This is a genomic window from Thalassospira alkalitolerans, from assembly GCF_002115745.1.
Lineage (GTDB): Bacteria > Pseudomonadota > Alphaproteobacteria > Rhodospirillales > Thalassospiraceae > Thalassospira > Thalassospira alkalitolerans.
On record NZ_JFKB01000006.1, the window covers coordinates 20,381 to 35,600 of the forward strand.

General features: G+C 53.9%; 12 protein-coding genes and 2 tRNA genes. 9 read left to right on the forward strand and 5 right to left on the reverse strand.

What is annotated here, in order from left to right; genetic code table 11:
- The first annotated feature begins 98 nt into the window (after positions 1-98).
- The 5 genes from TALK_RS09795 to TALK_RS09815 all read left to right on the forward strand — a co-directional run bounded on the left by TALK_RS09795 (position 99) and on the right by TALK_RS09815 (position 4,958).
- Positions 99-1,052 (forward strand): ABC transporter permease, encoded by a 954-nt coding sequence (locus TALK_RS09795; protein WP_085618329.1) that lies wholly within the window; start codon positions 99-101, stop codon positions 1,050-1,052.
- On the forward strand, positions 1,049-1,867 hold the full coding sequence (locus TALK_RS09800; RefSeq protein WP_085618331.1) for an ABC transporter permease: 819 nt from the start codon (positions 1,049-1,051) through the stop codon (positions 1,865-1,867). Before TALK_RS09795 ends, TALK_RS09800 begins: the two co-directional genes overlap by 4 nt.
- The gene (locus TALK_RS09805) at positions 1,864-2,700 is read left to right on the forward strand and encodes an ATP-binding cassette domain-containing protein (protein ID WP_085618333.1); all 837 of its coding nucleotides are present in this window, start codon (positions 1,864-1,866) and stop codon (positions 2,698-2,700) included. Before TALK_RS09800 ends, TALK_RS09805 begins: the two co-directional genes overlap by 4 nt.
- A complete protein-coding gene (locus TALK_RS09810; protein ID WP_085618335.1) occupies positions 2,693-3,502 on the forward strand; it encodes an ATP-binding cassette domain-containing protein in 810 nt (269 codons plus the stop codon). Before TALK_RS09805 ends, TALK_RS09810 begins: the two co-directional genes overlap by 8 nt.
- A gap of 70 nt (positions 3,503-3,572) precedes the next feature.
- The gene (locus tag TALK_RS09815) at positions 3,573-4,958 is read left to right on the forward strand and encodes an amidase (protein WP_085618337.1); all 1,386 of its coding nucleotides are present in this window, start codon (positions 3,573-3,575) and stop codon (positions 4,956-4,958) included.
- Between the two features lie 152 nt (positions 4,959-5,110).
- Here the strand turns inward: TALK_RS09815 and TALK_RS09820 are convergent.
- Both TALK_RS09820 and TALK_RS09825 read right to left on the reverse strand, forming a co-directional pair.
- Positions 5,111-5,187: transfer RNA gene (locus tag TALK_RS09820), tRNA-Val, on the reverse strand.
- Between the two features lie 17 nt (positions 5,188-5,204).
- A tRNA-Val gene (locus tag TALK_RS09825) sits at positions 5,205-5,281 on the reverse strand.
- Positions 5,282-5,487: 206 nt separating this feature from the next.
- On the opposite strand from TALK_RS09825, the gene TALK_RS09830 reads away from it, so the two are divergent.
- Together TALK_RS09830 and TALK_RS09835 are read left to right on the forward strand one after the other, a co-directional pair.
- Positions 5,488-6,354: an N-formylglutamate amidohydrolase gene (locus TALK_RS09830; RefSeq protein WP_085618339.1), complete on the forward strand. Its 867-nt coding sequence runs from the start codon at positions 5,488-5,490 to the stop codon at positions 6,352-6,354.
- Complete coding sequence (locus tag TALK_RS09835) at positions 6,354-6,953, forward strand: GNAT family N-acetyltransferase (protein WP_085618341.1); 600 nt, start codon at positions 6,354-6,356, stop codon at positions 6,951-6,953. Before TALK_RS09830 ends, TALK_RS09835 begins: the two co-directional genes overlap by 1 nt.
- A 1,219-nt stretch (positions 6,954-8,172) precedes the next feature.
- Here the strand turns inward: TALK_RS09835 and TALK_RS09840 are convergent.
- The 3 genes from TALK_RS09840 to dgcN all read right to left on the reverse strand — a co-directional run bounded on the left by TALK_RS09840 (position 8,173) and on the right by dgcN (position 12,006).
- A complete protein-coding gene (locus tag TALK_RS09840; RefSeq protein WP_245829824.1) occupies positions 8,173-9,243 on the reverse strand; it encodes a GGDEF domain-containing protein in 1,071 nt (356 codons plus the stop codon).
- Positions 9,244-10,019: 776 nt separating this feature from the next.
- Positions 10,020-11,000: an N-acetyl-D-Glu racemase DgcA gene (gene dgcA, locus TALK_RS09845; RefSeq protein ID WP_085618343.1), complete on the reverse strand. Its 981-nt coding sequence runs from the start codon at positions 10,998-11,000 to the stop codon at positions 10,020-10,022.
- Position 11,001: 1 nt separating this feature from the next.
- On the reverse strand, positions 11,002-12,006 hold the full coding sequence (gene dgcN, locus TALK_RS09850; protein ID WP_085618345.1) for an N-acetyltransferase DgcN: 1,005 nt from the start codon (positions 12,004-12,006) through the stop codon (positions 11,002-11,004).
- Positions 12,007-12,276: 270 nt separating this feature from the next.
- Between dgcN and TALK_RS09855 the strand changes: the two genes are divergently transcribed.
- Complete coding sequence (locus tag TALK_RS09855; RefSeq protein ID WP_085618347.1) at positions 12,277-13,626, forward strand: glutamine synthetase family protein; 1,350 nt, start codon at positions 12,277-12,279, stop codon at positions 13,624-13,626.
- A 296-nt stretch (positions 13,627-13,922) separates the two neighbouring features.
- The gene (locus tag TALK_RS09860; protein WP_085618349.1) at positions 13,923-14,996 is read left to right on the forward strand and encodes an esterase-like activity of phytase family protein; all 1,074 of its coding nucleotides are present in this window, start codon (positions 13,923-13,925) and stop codon (positions 14,994-14,996) included.
- The last annotated feature ends 224 nt before the right edge of the window (positions 14,997-15,220 follow it).

The following is a 15,220-nucleotide window of genomic DNA, read 5'->3' on the forward strand; positions in this document are numbered from 1 at the left end:
CCACCCCGCGCGCCACCACCCACGGCCGGTTTGACATGACCATAATTGCCAGCCCGGTCGCCCGCGCTTTTCATTTTTTCTGCAAGTCGTGAAAGCCCATGAACGCAGCAAGCAAATATATGCGCCGGGCAGCAGGATATCTTTTTGTCCTTCTTGTCACCTCGTTTCTGATCTTTGTGTTGATCGAAGCGGCCCCGGGTGACCCCGCCGAAATCATGTTGGGTACATCGGCCCAGCCCGATACCGTGGCCGCCCTTCGGGCCGAGCTTGGCCTGGATCGGCCAATGATGGTTCGCTATGCCAGTTGGCTTGGCGGTGTGATCACGGGTGATCTTGGCAATTCATATACCTATGGCACCCCGGTTGCCGAATTGATCGGTGATCGGCTGGCGGTGACCGTGCCATTGACCCTGCTGGCGACCTTGCTGGCGATTGGCATTTCATTGCCGCTTGGCGTTTGGGCGGCTGCCCGCCCCGGAGCGGTGACCGACGGGGTTGCGACAATCTTTTCGCAATTCGGGATTGCGGTGCCGAATTTCTGGATCGGGTTGTTATTAATCCTGTTTGTCTCGCTGGGGCTGGGTTGGTTTCCGGCCGGGGGGTTCCCCGGATGGGGTGATGATTTTGGCAAGGCGTTTTCGGCCCTGATCCTGCCCGCTATTTCACTTGCCATCCCACAGGCCGCCGTCCTGACCCGTGTGACCCGTGCCGCCGTGATTGAAGTCACCCACGAAGATTTCGTCCGCACCGCACGCGCCAAGGGGCTTGGCCGCAATCGGGCACTTTGGCTTCATACCGTGCCCAATGCGATGTTGCCGGTGGTCACCATGCTGGGGCTTCAAATTCCGTTTCTGATTTCCGGCGCGGTTCTGGTTGAAAACGTCTTTACCCTGCCCGGGATCGGCACCCTTGCCTATCAGGCCTTGTCGCAGCGCGACCTGATTGTCATTCAAAACGTGGTCCTGATGTTTGCGATCATCGTGATCATTGTGAACCTGATTGTGGATGGCCTTTACGCCGTCCTTGATCCCAGATTACGGACGCACAAATGAAACGGATTCCCCTTAATCTTTGGCTGGGTGGTGCCATTTCATTGCTGCTGGTCGGTTCGGCAATTCTCAGCCGTTTCTGGACACCGCACGACCCGGTAAAAATGAATATTCTGAACCGTCTTAAAGGTCCGGGGGATGCCGGGATTTTGGGCGCGGATCAGATTGGGCGCGATGTATTTTCACTGATCATGGCCGGAGGATGGACGTCGCTTGGCATTGCGGTGACGGCCACCGTAATTGGCGGATCCATCGGCACCCTGATCGGGGTCAGTGCGGCCGCACGGCGCGGCCTTTTTGAAAAGGCAACGGGCTGGATCAACAGCGTGCTGTTTGCCTTTCCACCGATTTTATCCGCCATTCTTTTGGGCGCGTTGCTGGGCCCCGGCGGCATGACATCGATCATTGCGATTGGCGTTTTCATGATCCCGGTCTTTGCCCGGGTATCACGCGGGGCGGCACTGCAAATCTGGTCGCGTGATTATATCAAAGCCGCCCGGATGGCCGGCAAAGGCCAAGCCCTGATCACCATCGAACATGTTTTGCCAAATATTTCCGCCCAGCTTTTGGTGCAGTTTGCCATCCAGACAGGTCTTGGCATCCTTGCCGAGGCGGGGCTTAGCTTCCTTGGCATGGGCATCGCCCCGCCAACGCCAAGCTGGGGCCGCATGCTTGCCGATGCGCAGACCTATATCAGCAGCGCACCGCATCTGGTGATGGCGCCCGGCATTGCGATTGCGCTTGCCGTGCTTGGATTGAACCTTTTGGGCGATGGCCTGCGTGATCTTACCGACCCACGAAGGAAACAGGCATCATGATGCTTTCGATCAAAGACCTTCGGGTATCATTTGACCACAGCACCGGTGCGCGCACCGAAGTCGTGCACGGCATCAATCTTGACCTTGATCGCGGCGAAACCCTTGGCATTGTCGGGGAAAGCGGATCGGGGAAATCAGTCCTGTCGCTGGCGATCATGGGATTATTGCCCGGCAGCGCACACACCAGCGGGCAGATCCGGTTTGAAGGCGAAGACCTTCTTGCCGTGCCGGAACGCCGCCTGTGTGACTTGCGCGGCCGCAAGATCGGCATGATTTTTCAGGAACCGATGTCGGCCCTTAACCCGGCAATGACTGTTGGCAACCAAATCGCCGAGGGGCTTCGCCTGCACAAAGGCATGTCCAAACACGATGCCCGCAACGAGGCGCTTCGGTTGCTTGAAATGGTGCAAATCCCGCAGGCCGCAACGCGCATTGACAGCTATCCGCATGAAATGTCGGGCGGGCAGCGCCAGCGCGTCGGCATTGCAATTGCGATTGCGCTCAAACCCGATTTGTTGATTGCGGATGAACCGACCACCGCGCTTGATGTCACGGTACAGGCCGAAATCCTTGATATCCTTGATGACCTTGTCACGGATTTGGGGATTTCACTGATCCTGATTTCGCATGATTTGGGCGTGATTGCCCGGATTGCTGATCGCACATTGGTGATGTATCGCGGCGATGAAATGGAACAGGGCGACACAGAACGCGTCCTGCGATCCCCGACACATGATTATACCCGCAAACTCCTGAATGCGATGCCAAGCCGGGCGCGTAAAAGCCTTGATCAAACCGGGGCCATGACCGGATCGGAGGCAAATCATGACTAAACTTCTGGACATCAGCAACCTGACCCGGAAATTTGATCTGTGTGATGGGGAACTTACCGCATTGGACAATGTATCCCTGTCGCTTGACGCGGGAAAAATCCTTGGCGTTGTCGGGGAAAGCGGATCGGGGAAATCGACACTGGCGCGTATTGTCATGGCGCTTGATCACCCGACATCGGGCACGGTCCATATCAATGGGCAAAGCCTTTTTGATTTATCGCCTGCGGCCCTTCGCACCGCACGGCGGGATTTTCAGATGATCTTTCAGGACCCGTATGGATCACTGGACCCGCGCCATAATGTCGGACGGCTGATTGCCGAACCGCTTTATCTTGAACAAAACGCACCAAGTGGCACGGCAAAGCGCGATCGCATTGCCGCATTGCTTGAAGATGTCGGGCTTCGCGCCGATGACATGAACCGTTTCCCGCATGAATTTTCCGGTGGCCAGCGCCAGCGCATTGCCATTGCCCGCGCCCTGATCACCAAGCCCAAGCTGGTGGTCGCCGACGAGGCGACATCGGCCCTTGACCTGACAGTGCAAAAACAAATCCTTGAGCTGATCCTTAAACTGCGCGCCGAACACGGCATTTCGGTTCTGTTCATCACCCACAATATCAGTGTGGTCGAAGAAATATGTGACGATGTTGTCGTTCTGGAACATGGCAAGCTGGTCGAAACCGGCCCGACCGATGCGGTATTGAATGCCCCACAAGAAGCCTATACCCGGCGCTTGATGAATGCCGAACCGACCCTTGAACATATCGGGCGCAAGGCATGGCGTGCGGCGCGTGCGCCATAAAACCAAATGAATACCGACAGAAAACCGCCCCTTACCCCGCCTGTTCAAATCCTGCCCAAAGGTGCCACCAATGTCTGAATTGCTTGATCTTTCTGCCCGTGACGTCCTGAAAGGATTTCAGGATAAAACCATTTCGCCGGTCGATTATATGGCGGCCCTTTGTGACCGGGTGGAAACCTGTGAACCAAAAGTCTGTGCACTTTATGCCTATAAGCCCGACGACGCGATGGCCAAGGCCCGCGCATCGGAAAGCCGTTGGGTAAAGGGCGAACCGGTTGGACCACTTGATGGCATGCCGGTCACGGTCAAGGAACTGATTGCAACCAAGGACGAACCGGTCCCGATGGGAACGGCGGCAATTGATTTGGTCCCCGCCGCCGAAGATGCCCCAACAGCCGCCCGCCTTAACGAAGACGGGGCGATTATCTTTGCCAAGACCACCTGCCCGGATTACGGCATGCTTAGCTCCGGTCTTTCGACCTTTCACCCGCTTAGCCGCAATCCATGGGATTTAAGCCAGAACCCCGGCGGGTCCAGCGCGGGGGCCGCCGCCGCCGGGGCCGCCGGATATGGGCCGTTGCATATCGGAACCGATATTGGCGGCTCTGTCCGGCTTCCAGCAGGGTGGACGGGCCTGTTTGGCTTTAAACCATCGCTGGGCCGCATTCCGATTGATCCGTATTACACTGGCCGCTGTGCCGGGCCGATGACACCACGTGTTGATGATGCCGCCCTTTTAATGGCCTGTGTGACGCGCCCCGATACGCGCGATGCGACGTCGCTTCCCTATCAGGATATCGACTGGGACGCGCCCGCGATGGATGTAAGGGGTGTTAAGATCGGTTTGATGATGGATGCTGGATGCGGCATTGACGCCGAGCCGGACGTTAAGGCCGCTATCCTGGCCGCCGCCAAAGAATTCGAAGTGCACGGGGCCGAAATTATCGAGATCGAACCGGTCCTGACCCGCGAGATGTTAGATGGACTTGATATCGCATGGCGGGCACGGTTCTGGGGTATGATGCGCAAACTAAGCCCAGCCAACCGTTCAAAAATCCTGCCCTATATCCATGAATGGGCCGAAGCCGGTGCATCCGCCAACCCGACCGAAATCGCAAGCGGGTTCGATCAGACCTTTGCCATGCGCAAAACTTGTGCGGATGCCTTTGACAAGGTTGATTTCATCCTGTCGCCGGTGAACCCCAATGTCAGCTATCCGGCCGATTGGGCATCGCCGACCAATGACCCGGCAAAACCGTTTGAGCATATCTGTTTTACCGTACCGTGGAATATGGGTGAACAACCGGCCTGTTCGATTAATTGTGGCTATTCACAAACCGGCATTCCCATCGGGCTTCAAATCGTCGCACCGCGGTTTGAAGATTTGAAACTGTTTCAGATCGCCCGTGCCTATGAGGCATGGCGCGGGCCAATCACCAACTGGCCGGACATCTGAATTCCCGATCAGGGCGCATCATTCGCCGTATAACAACAGCACAACACACCACAACAACACGGTTGCCACATGGCGCCGTGTTTTTTGTTTCAGATGAATTTAATGACGTGAAGACACACAAAACCCCGCGCGGCAAACCGGCGGGGCGGGAATGGTGGGCCTAACAAGACTCGAACTTGTGACCTCTCGCATGTCAAGCGAACGCTCTAACCAACTGAGCTATAGGCCCCTAAATGTGCGGAAAGATGGTGGGCCTAACAAGACTCGAACTTGTGACCTCTCGCATGTCAAGCGAACGCTCTAACCAACTGAGCTATAGGCCCTCTTATCCATCTTTCATCTGACCGGCTTTCGTGACAGAAAGCTTGGCCAGCACCGTTTGTAACGGCGAGGCGGTATTTAGCCCAAGGCCGTAAAAGGTGCAACCCCTCAATTGGATTTTTGACAAAAAATCTTCATCTATGGGGGACGGGAAGGATCGCTGTTGCTATGATCACCGTCCAGTTTAGGGAAGACGTAACAAACGACAATGAACCAGTTGCCATCGGACCTTACCGGCAGTGGACCGGCAACCGTGATCCTGCCACTCAGGCAAACCTTGCCTGTGGTCTTTGCATCACCCCATTCCGGGCGCCAGTACCCGCAGGATCTTGTTGAAAGCGCGCGCATTGACTCTTTTGCGTTGCGTGCCTCCGAAGATGCCTTTGTCGATCAACTGTTTGCCAGCGCGCCCAAGCTTGGCGCGCCGATGCTATGCGCGACTTTTCCGCGCGCCTTTGTTGATGTCAATCGCGGCGCACTTGAACTTGACCCGCGCATGTTTGATGGCCCCCTGCCCTCGGATGCCGATGTGCATTCGATGCGCGCGTTATCGGGATTGGGATCGATCCCGCGTGTTGTCAGTGGCGGGATCGAGATTTATAAATCCCGCCTGCCCGTGGCCGAGGCATTGCGCCGGATCGAGGTTTATTATCAGCCCTATCACGCCGCCTTGCGCAAACTGATTGATGCAACACGCGAGGAATTTGGTTACTGCATCCTGATTGATTGCCATTCAATGCCCGGCGATTCTGTTGACAGTAATAAAAACCGCGTTGATCTGGTTCTGGGGGATTGCTATGGAAGTTCCTGCCATCCGTCTTTGACGCGCTTTGTCGAAGATCGTGTCCGCGATCTGGGTTTCACTCCGGCGCATAATGATCCATATGCTGGCGGGTTCTGCACACGTCATTACGGGCAACCGCAAGACCATGTGCACAGCCTGCAGATAGAGCTTTCACGAGCCCTGTATATGGACGAAAACACGATCACTCCCCATCGCGGCTTTGACACCCTGCGCGACCAGATGACGCATCTGATTTCGTGCTTCCATGATCTTGACGGGAATTCTTTTTGATGACCAGCCACCCCGTTTCCGGCGCTGCGCCCCGCAACAATGACGATGCGCTTGGCAATCTTGTCATCCGCGATGCAGAGCCCGAGGATTTCGGCCGCATTACTGAAATTTATGGCCACCATGTTTTGCATGGGCTGGCATCGTTTGAAGAACGTGCGCCTGAAATCGCCGAACTGACATCGCGTTGGCAACATGTCCGCGAACGCGGCCTGCCCTATCTTGTCGCCGAGATCAATGACCGGGTCGAAGGCTTTGCCTATGCCGGGGCCTATCGCACGCGACCTGCCTATCGCTTTACGGTCGAGGATACGATCTATATCGCGCCTGATGTGGTCGGCAAGGGTGCCGGGCGGGCATTGCTATCGGAACTGATCAAACGCTGCACGGCACTTGGCTATCGCCAGATGGTGGCCGTGATTGGCGACAGTGCGAATGTCGCCTCTATCGGGCTGCATGCCCGGCTTGGCTTCCGGGTGGCCGGGACATTGCAATCAGCGGGCTTTAAACTGGGCCGCTGGGTCGATAGCGTAATCATGCAGCGCGGGCTGGGTGACGGGGATGGCAATTTCCCGGAAACCGATCCGAAGCGGGAAAAATAGCCCCCCCCCCCTGCATCGCATCCCTCAAAGGCGCCATTTTCATGATGGCGCCTTTTTCTATTGTGCCGGATCGATGCCAAGACCACCGGATGCTCTGGCAAGAACAATGCCGTTGAAAACCACATCACAAAAAGAACAGTTAAGAGGTTTCATTCCTGAAAGGGAAAGCAGCGATCAGAACCGACTTAACCGAAAGGCGATTTGCACTGCACAATATCGCGCGGACAGCAGAAAAGCATGATCCGAAAAACACACCCACCACCCCAAAACGCCATAAATCCCTGATTTTAGACAAAAAAAAGGCCGCCTATGACAGCGGCCCAAGTCTAGGGAGGAAACGTCCAAGAAACGAGCGACAAGTCGCTCGCCGGAATGCGCTACGTCCTACCGCAGCGCACAAATGGAGATTACCCATAAGTTCAGGCGGACGCAACACGTTTTTGACTGTTTTTTTATCAAAAAAATAAATGCTCCTTTTTTGATCAAAATTTCATCGAACTGACACTTTTTCGAACTGAATCCCGCCCACCTAAGGTCACTTTTTCATCACTCTTCCCATCCCCGCCCCAGGTTCACTTATGAACTATTGGCAAATAGCAACACAGACTCCAGCAAAATATTGGCGGAAACACTGCGATTCCAATGCAAGATTCGAAAATTTATACTTCGATTCCCATCATGAGAAATCACTTTGCCATCCCCCAACCGCACAGGTCTGCGCCGGACGACACCATTATGAATATGGATTTCACAACGAATACATGACGGAACAACCATTGCCCGAAGCAATGGAATCGCCACAAAACAGCCCCAGAGGACTATCCAAAGGATACCCCCAACTGGATCAAGGAACGTCGATCATTCACGGAAGCTGATGACGGCGATGGCCGTTATGGTGGTCTGGGCGAACAAGGAGGAGAACCGAAAGAGAACCGGACGAGAGAATAATAGATCGGATAATCAGGGAACGGCTTCATGGCTTGCATAGATATACAAAGCCACCGCGCCGGAGAATGATGTTATTCGCAAGTTTCAACGATCAATCATTCCACGCAACACCGACACGAAAAGACAATCAGATTAAGCATCCATCTTACGCGTGCGGGTCCATGATCGGGATCGTCATAAACGACAGGGTTTGACCAAAATTGCGACACTGTGCTGACCGCCATTTACGACAATCTTGCGCACGAGGCTGGCCGAAACCTATGGTCAGGGCCTAATTAAGCGACTGATTAAGCGCCGCACTGTCGGGACGTGCCTTTGCCTTGGAGGCCGAGGATGTTCTGCGGCCCGACAGGCCTTCGGCGACGATCTGTTCGCGGTCACGGCGTTTTTTGGCGTCATACATACGCTGATCCGCCAGATCAATCAGGTTATGGGGCTGAGAAATGGCATCTTCGACCCGTTCCGCCAGACCACAGCTGGCCTGCTGTCCGCGACCGTTTGCCAGTTCAGCAAGACCGGGGGACATAACGCGCTGTATGACTTCATCGGCCCGTTCAAGTGTCAGGTCCGGCAAGATAACAAGGAATTCCTCGCCACCCCAGCGGATCACCAAATCAGAGCGACGGAACCGTTGCGAAAGATTGATACCGACTTCGCGCAAAATCCGATCACCGTAATCATGACCGAACTTGTCATTGATCTTTTTGAAGTCATCCAGATCGATAAAAGCCACCGTCAACGGACTGCGTTTGCGATAGGCCGTTTCGAAATTCAGACTGAGCATTTCCATGCCAAAGGCGCGGGTATAAACCCCGGTCAGCGGATCAATGGCAATTTCCTGAGCCGCAACAATTGTTCGGTAAAGTTGCACCAAAGCAGCCATCACCGAAAGCGGCAGCAACACAAACAGAACCATTTCAAGGGGCACATAGCCACTTGCCACCGGCCCCCGTGCGCCAAGAACCAACAGCATAAGAATGGGGGACACCATCACCCCGGCCTCGACCAGGGTCAGCGGCATGATCGCCACCAGCACAACAATCCCCATCAACAGGAAACTATGCGCCGTTAACATCCTGGTATTGGCGTTAAGGTCGCTACCGGAAAAACCGCAAAGCAGCGTCGCGGCAATAACCACAAGCAGCATCGGCAAATACGGCAAGCGCCGACGCCATTTTGAACTGACCGCACGGTTTAGCAAAACCGCGGTGGCAACTGCCATCACAAGAAACCGCATAATCACGGTTTGCGATTGCCAAAGACCAGTCCCATAGGCCCCGTCCCAAAGCGGAACCACCAGCAGCAATACAATGGTAAACAGAGCAGCAAAGCGTGCGGTCAACTGGACCGACTCCTTGCGCCGCAGATGCAAAAGTTCCGCATGTCGTGGTGTATAAAGAAAGTCTCGATAGCGGCAACGCAGTATGCCTGCGAAGCGCCCACTATCTTTTTCAGAACCAGACAGCACGCGGAACAGCTCCAACTCATCGATACGAAGGAGCCACAGCAGCCCCGAAAACAAATCCCGGAACCTGTTCATTCAATGTGTTCTGATTGAATAAAATCGCTCAAACAGGTTCGATAGCAACGCAGAAAGACAAAAGCCATTTCAAACTGCTACCGGATTTGGTGGTTTTATCGTTCCAAACCACCGAACATTCGCTTGTTTATGCATAGAAGACATTACGAACCCCCGGAAAAGTTTCGGCTTCCGGCGGAAAAATTCTACCTGCAAATAAACTGACGAATGCAGAACACATTTAACGATCAAGTTCCGACCCGTGAATGATCGTTCCCTGATTTAACCGCTAATTCAACTATCCAGAAGAGGTGGCTAGGTGGTTTTGGGTTAATTTTTAACTAAATCGAGGCGAAATAGCAGAAATAAGTGCCTGTTTTCACAAGACGATCCCGAAAACCAACCTCTTTAGGTTGTTTTTCGCACCCCCGATGCCAGTAAAACCATAGCGCGCACCCAAAATTGCGTACGATTCGCAACCCCATTGCGAATGACAAAAATAAAACCGCCACACCGGAAACCGATGTGGCGGAAATTTTACGTGATGCCACAAAGCAGCTCTGAAGCTCAGATGATCCGCCGGACCGACAGAACCGATATCAGCCCCAAAGCGCCGGATCAGGAAGCCCCATCACACCTTTGTCAAACACCAGACCGTTTTCACGGTCTTTTGCCATCCAAAGCGGTCCGTCAAGATCAACGATCCGGGCCCCGGCCGCGACAATCATCGCTGGCGCCATCGCAAGCGAGGTTCCAACCATGCAGCCAACCATAACCTGCATGCCGACTTTTGACGCAGCATCGGCAAGTTCAAGCGCCCCGGTCAGGCCACCGGCCTTGTCGAGCTTGATATTGATCATGTCGTAAAGCTGGGCAAGGCGCGGAATATCCGCAACGGTATGAACCGATTCATCGGCACACAGCAACACCGGACAATCAATATCGATCAAACCGTCATCCTGCCCGGCGGGCAGCGGCTGTTCGATCATTTCAACGCCAAGTGCATCAAGCTCCGCACCGATATCTTCGAGCAAGGCAATCGTCCATGCCTCGTTCGCATCGACAATCAGGCGCGCGGTCGGCGCGCCTTCGCGTACGGCACGCACCGATTCCAGCACGTTTTCACCGTTCAGCTTAAGCTTGAGCAACGGTGCGGATGCCGCCTTGCGGGCGGCTTCGCGCATCGCATCGGGGGTATCAAGGCTTAGCGTTTCAGCCGTTACCAAACCTTCGGGGGCCTTGCGTTCGGCAAGTTCCCAGGCGCGGCGGCCAAACCGTTTGGCTTCGAGATCCCAATAGGCACAGTCGACGGCATTCCGCGCCGCACCGGCCTTCATCGCGCTTTGCAGTTCCTTGCGCGTCATGCCACGCGCAAGGGCATCTTTCTGGGCCTCGATATCGGCAATCACCTGTTCGACAGTTTCCCCATATCGGGCATAGGGAACGCATTCCCCGTAACCCGTATGATCACCATCGGTCAGGGTGACCTTGACGACATGGGCCTCGGTCTTGGCCCCGCGCGAGATTTTGAACGCCCCGCGCAGGGGAAAGACTTCGGATGTGACACTTACGTGCGGCACATCAGATCTCCTGTAATTTGTCGACGAGGGCTGCAACGCCGGTACGGACCGGATCAACACATGGCAGGCCAAATTCGGCTTCGACTTCGGCAAACAATTTGCTGGCGGCAGCATCATCAAGCGACTTGGTATTAATAGCAAACCCGGCCACCACACACGCCGGGTTGGTCAGACGCGCATGCATCAGGTTAACTTCCAGCGTCGTTTTAAGATCGGGAAGCTTATAGCCCGGCAGACCGCGCATATGAGTACGAGTCGGTTCGTGACACACAATGATCGCATCAGGTTGCGAACCATGGATCAGGCCCATGGACACACCGGCAAAGGACGCATGGAACAGGCTGCCCTGCCCTTCGACAACGTCCCAGTGATCGGGTTCATTGGCAGGTGCAATAGTTTCAACCGCACCGGAAATAAAATCGGAAATCACCGCATCAACCGAAATGCCTTCGCCTGCGATAAAGATGCCGGTCTGACCGGTCGCACGGAAGGTCGATTTCATACCGCGTTTTTTCATTTCGGCATCAAGGGCCAGGGCGGTGTACATTTTACCGACCGAACAATCGGTACCGACGGCCAAAACACGTTTGCCTGGACGTTTTTCACCATTCCCGATCGGCAATTTGCCATCGAAATGACGGACGTCGAAAAGTTTTACGCCCTTTGCCTTGGCCGCATCGACCAGTTCGGGAATCGTCGACAGACGGGTGTGCAAACCATTGGCGATATCCATGCCGGCATCAATCGCCGCCAACAGGGTTTCCATCCATGCCGGTCCAATAACACCACCACGGTTGGCAACGCCAAGCACAAGGGTTTTAACGCCAGCAGCACGGGCTTCGGCGATTGATTTTTCCGGCAGGCCAAGATCGGCCTGGCACCCCGGAAGGCTTAGCTGGGCAACACACCATTCCGGGCGCCATTGCTTGATGCCAATTGCGGTTTTTGCCGCCAGTTCGTCCGGCGCGTCACCAAGAAACATAAGATACGGATGTTCGATTTTCATTTTACCTCCTTGACCAGCGTCCAGCCGCTGCCCTTATAATCTGGATCGACTATAGCGCAACTTGGTGGGAGCCATCCAGATATATGAACCGATATCTTCGACTATCCACCAAAATGTTCGCATAAAATTCTATTAACTGAAGAAACAACAAAAAAATATTCTAAACTCGTATCAGACAACCCTTGTTTCTTGTGAATTTGACCGGGAAACGCCCGGAAAACGCAAGAAAATGCAATTTTGAAGGACTGGCGTGAAAGCGCCCGACTACACATGAGCACCGATCTCAAAAAGTGGCTTTCTGACCGCAAAATTGACGAAGTCGAATGTATTGTCCCTGACATGTCCGGGGTGGCGCGCGGCAAAGTTTTGCCAACGCAGAAGTTTCTGCGCGGGCTTGAAGCCAAAAGCCTTGCCATCCCCGAAGCAATTTTTTCCATGACGGTCACCGGGGGATACCCCGAAGAAACCGACGCGTTTCTTGACCCGGCGGAAAAGGATGTGGTGATGGTTCCTGATCCGGAAACCATCCGCGTCGTGCCGTGGTACGAAGAACCCACCGCACAGATTATTTGCGACTGTTATCATTTCTATGGCGACGAGGTTTCGATCTCGCCGCGCTATGTTCTTAAGCGTGTGCTTAAAGCGTTTGAAGAACGTGGCATGAAACCAATTATTGCTCCGGAACTTGAATTTTATCTGGTGGCCAAAAACACCGATCCGGACAACCCGCTTGAGCCGCCGATTGGCCGTTCGGGACGCCCTGAACGGGCATCGAATGCCTTTGGTATTGATGCAATCAACGAGTTCGATCCGCTGATTGAAGACCTGTATGATTATTGCGAGGCCATGGATATCGATGCTGATACCATGAGTCACGAATCGGGTCCCGCCCAGCTTGAAATGAACTTTAATCACGGCTATCCCCTGGAACTGGCCGATCAGGCATTCCTGTTCAAACGGACATTGCGTGAAACCGCGCTTAAGCACGGCGTATACGGCACCTTCATGGCCAAACCGATGGGCAATCATCCGGGCAGTGCCATGCATATCCATCAAAGCATCATCGACATCAAAACAGGTGAGAACCTGTTTGCCGATCCTGATGGCGAAAACTCCAAGATGTTTCTGAACTATATTGGTGGTTTGCAGCGTTATCTTCCGGCTGCGATGCCGCTTTTGGCACCAAACATGAACAGCTATCGCCGTTTACAGCCTTGGTCGGATGCACCGATCAACATGCATTGGTCGCTTGATAACCGGACAGTTGGCCTGCGCCAGCCGAACGGCCCACCCAGTGCACGTCGTATCGAAAACCGCATTCCGGGTGCCGATGCCAATCCGTATCTGTCGATTGCCGCATCGCTTGCGTGTGGTCTGCTTGGCATTATCGAAGAAATCGAACCGACGGCCCCAATCGTAGGCTCAGGTTATGACCGGGCACATTCCCTGCCGCGTCATATTCACGAAGCACTGGCCAAATTCCAGCGGTGCAAACCGCTGAAAGACCTGCTGGGCGAAGAATTTTCGGCAGCCGTTCTGGCCGTTAAAGAAGCCGAGTGGGATGCCTATCAGACCGTGATCAGCGCGTGGGAGCGTGAACATCTGCTTCTGAATGTCTAGGAACGTGCCTTACGGCTAATTGTTGCAAAACCAACGTGACAATTACACAAAACCATTCAACCGGGCGCGAGGTAATCCCTTGCGCCCGGTTGTTGTCTTTTTATGCCAAGCGCACGCAAAAACATACGAGTCGAACCTGCTGGATTTGGGCATATGCCTTTTGGCTGCGGCTCACAATTCACCCCAACGTCACCAAACAATCATCACCGTGAAACAGTTTTCGGCAACCATACAACGTTGAACATAACGCAATCCTTTCAGATGCAATTCCGTTCAACGGCCCAAAAGGTTTTCGAATGCAGCGCGCCCTTGCCCTTACATCGGTTTTCATTTTCCTTTCGGCACCTGCTTTTGCCGATAATGACCATAACCTGACGATACTGGGCACCTATGTGATTCCAAGTGGTTTGCAAATAGACGACGTCGAGTTCGGTGGCATATCAGGACTGGATTACCAGCCGGAAACAGGAAAATTCATCGCGATTTCCGATGACCGTTCGCAAAAAGCCCCGGCCCGATTCTATGATATCGATATCAATCTGTCGAAAGACGGCATTACCGGTATCAATATCGCCGCCATGCACAGCCTGGAAAACGCACAGGGACAGGCATGGGCCGAAAAAACAACCGACCCCGAAGGCATTGCCTTTGATCATGCCTACCAATCGATTTTCTGGTCCAGCGAAGTTGGCCCTGCCCTGTACAAGGCGGATTTGAATGGCAAGCTTTTGCAGGAATTTGTACTGCCGGACGCCTATATACCCAATTCCGATGGCACCAGGGGCATCTATAACAATCAGGCATTTGAAGGCCTGACAGTGTCAAATGATGGCAAGCATATTTACGTCGCCACCGAAAATGCCCTGATCCAGGATGGCCCCAAAGCATCCCTTGATGCTGTCAGCCCGTCACGGATACTGCAACTTGATGCCGTAACCGGTGAAACCATCGCCGAATATATCTATGAAACCGACAAGATCCCGGTCAAGGCCGTGAATAACGGCTGGAATGACAATGGGCTTAGCGAGATCCGCGCCCTTGCGAGCGGTGATTTTCTGGTGACGGAACGCTCTTATGCCGAGGGGATTGGCTTTAATATCCGCCTTTACCGCGTCAGCCTGAAACAGGCGACCAACATCGCCGGTGCAAAAAGCATCAAAGGCATGGATGTCCAGCCGGTTTCCAAAGAAGAAATCCTGACCATCAAGGATGGTGATTTCGGTTTCAGTCACACAGACAATATCGAAGCCATCAGCTTTGGACCGGAAATCGACGGGTATCAGACCCTGATCCTTGCAACGGACAACAATTTCAACATCAAAGAAGAAACGCAGTTTTATGCGTTTTCACTGCCGATAGATTTCAAATAGCATATTGCGGATATTACCCTGCCAAGCAAACGTCGTTTTGCAAAGTCGATCCGCTTTGGTCGCCATAAATGCGATGAAAGCCGGTCGGCTTTGCTGCTTTATAGCGCCACCGCATTTCGTTGCCTTTCGACTTCTACGGTCTTAAACGCAAGATTGTTGCACGACGGGTGCCTAATTTTTCACTTGATGCGAAAAATGCATAATAATCCATCTTGTGTTTGACA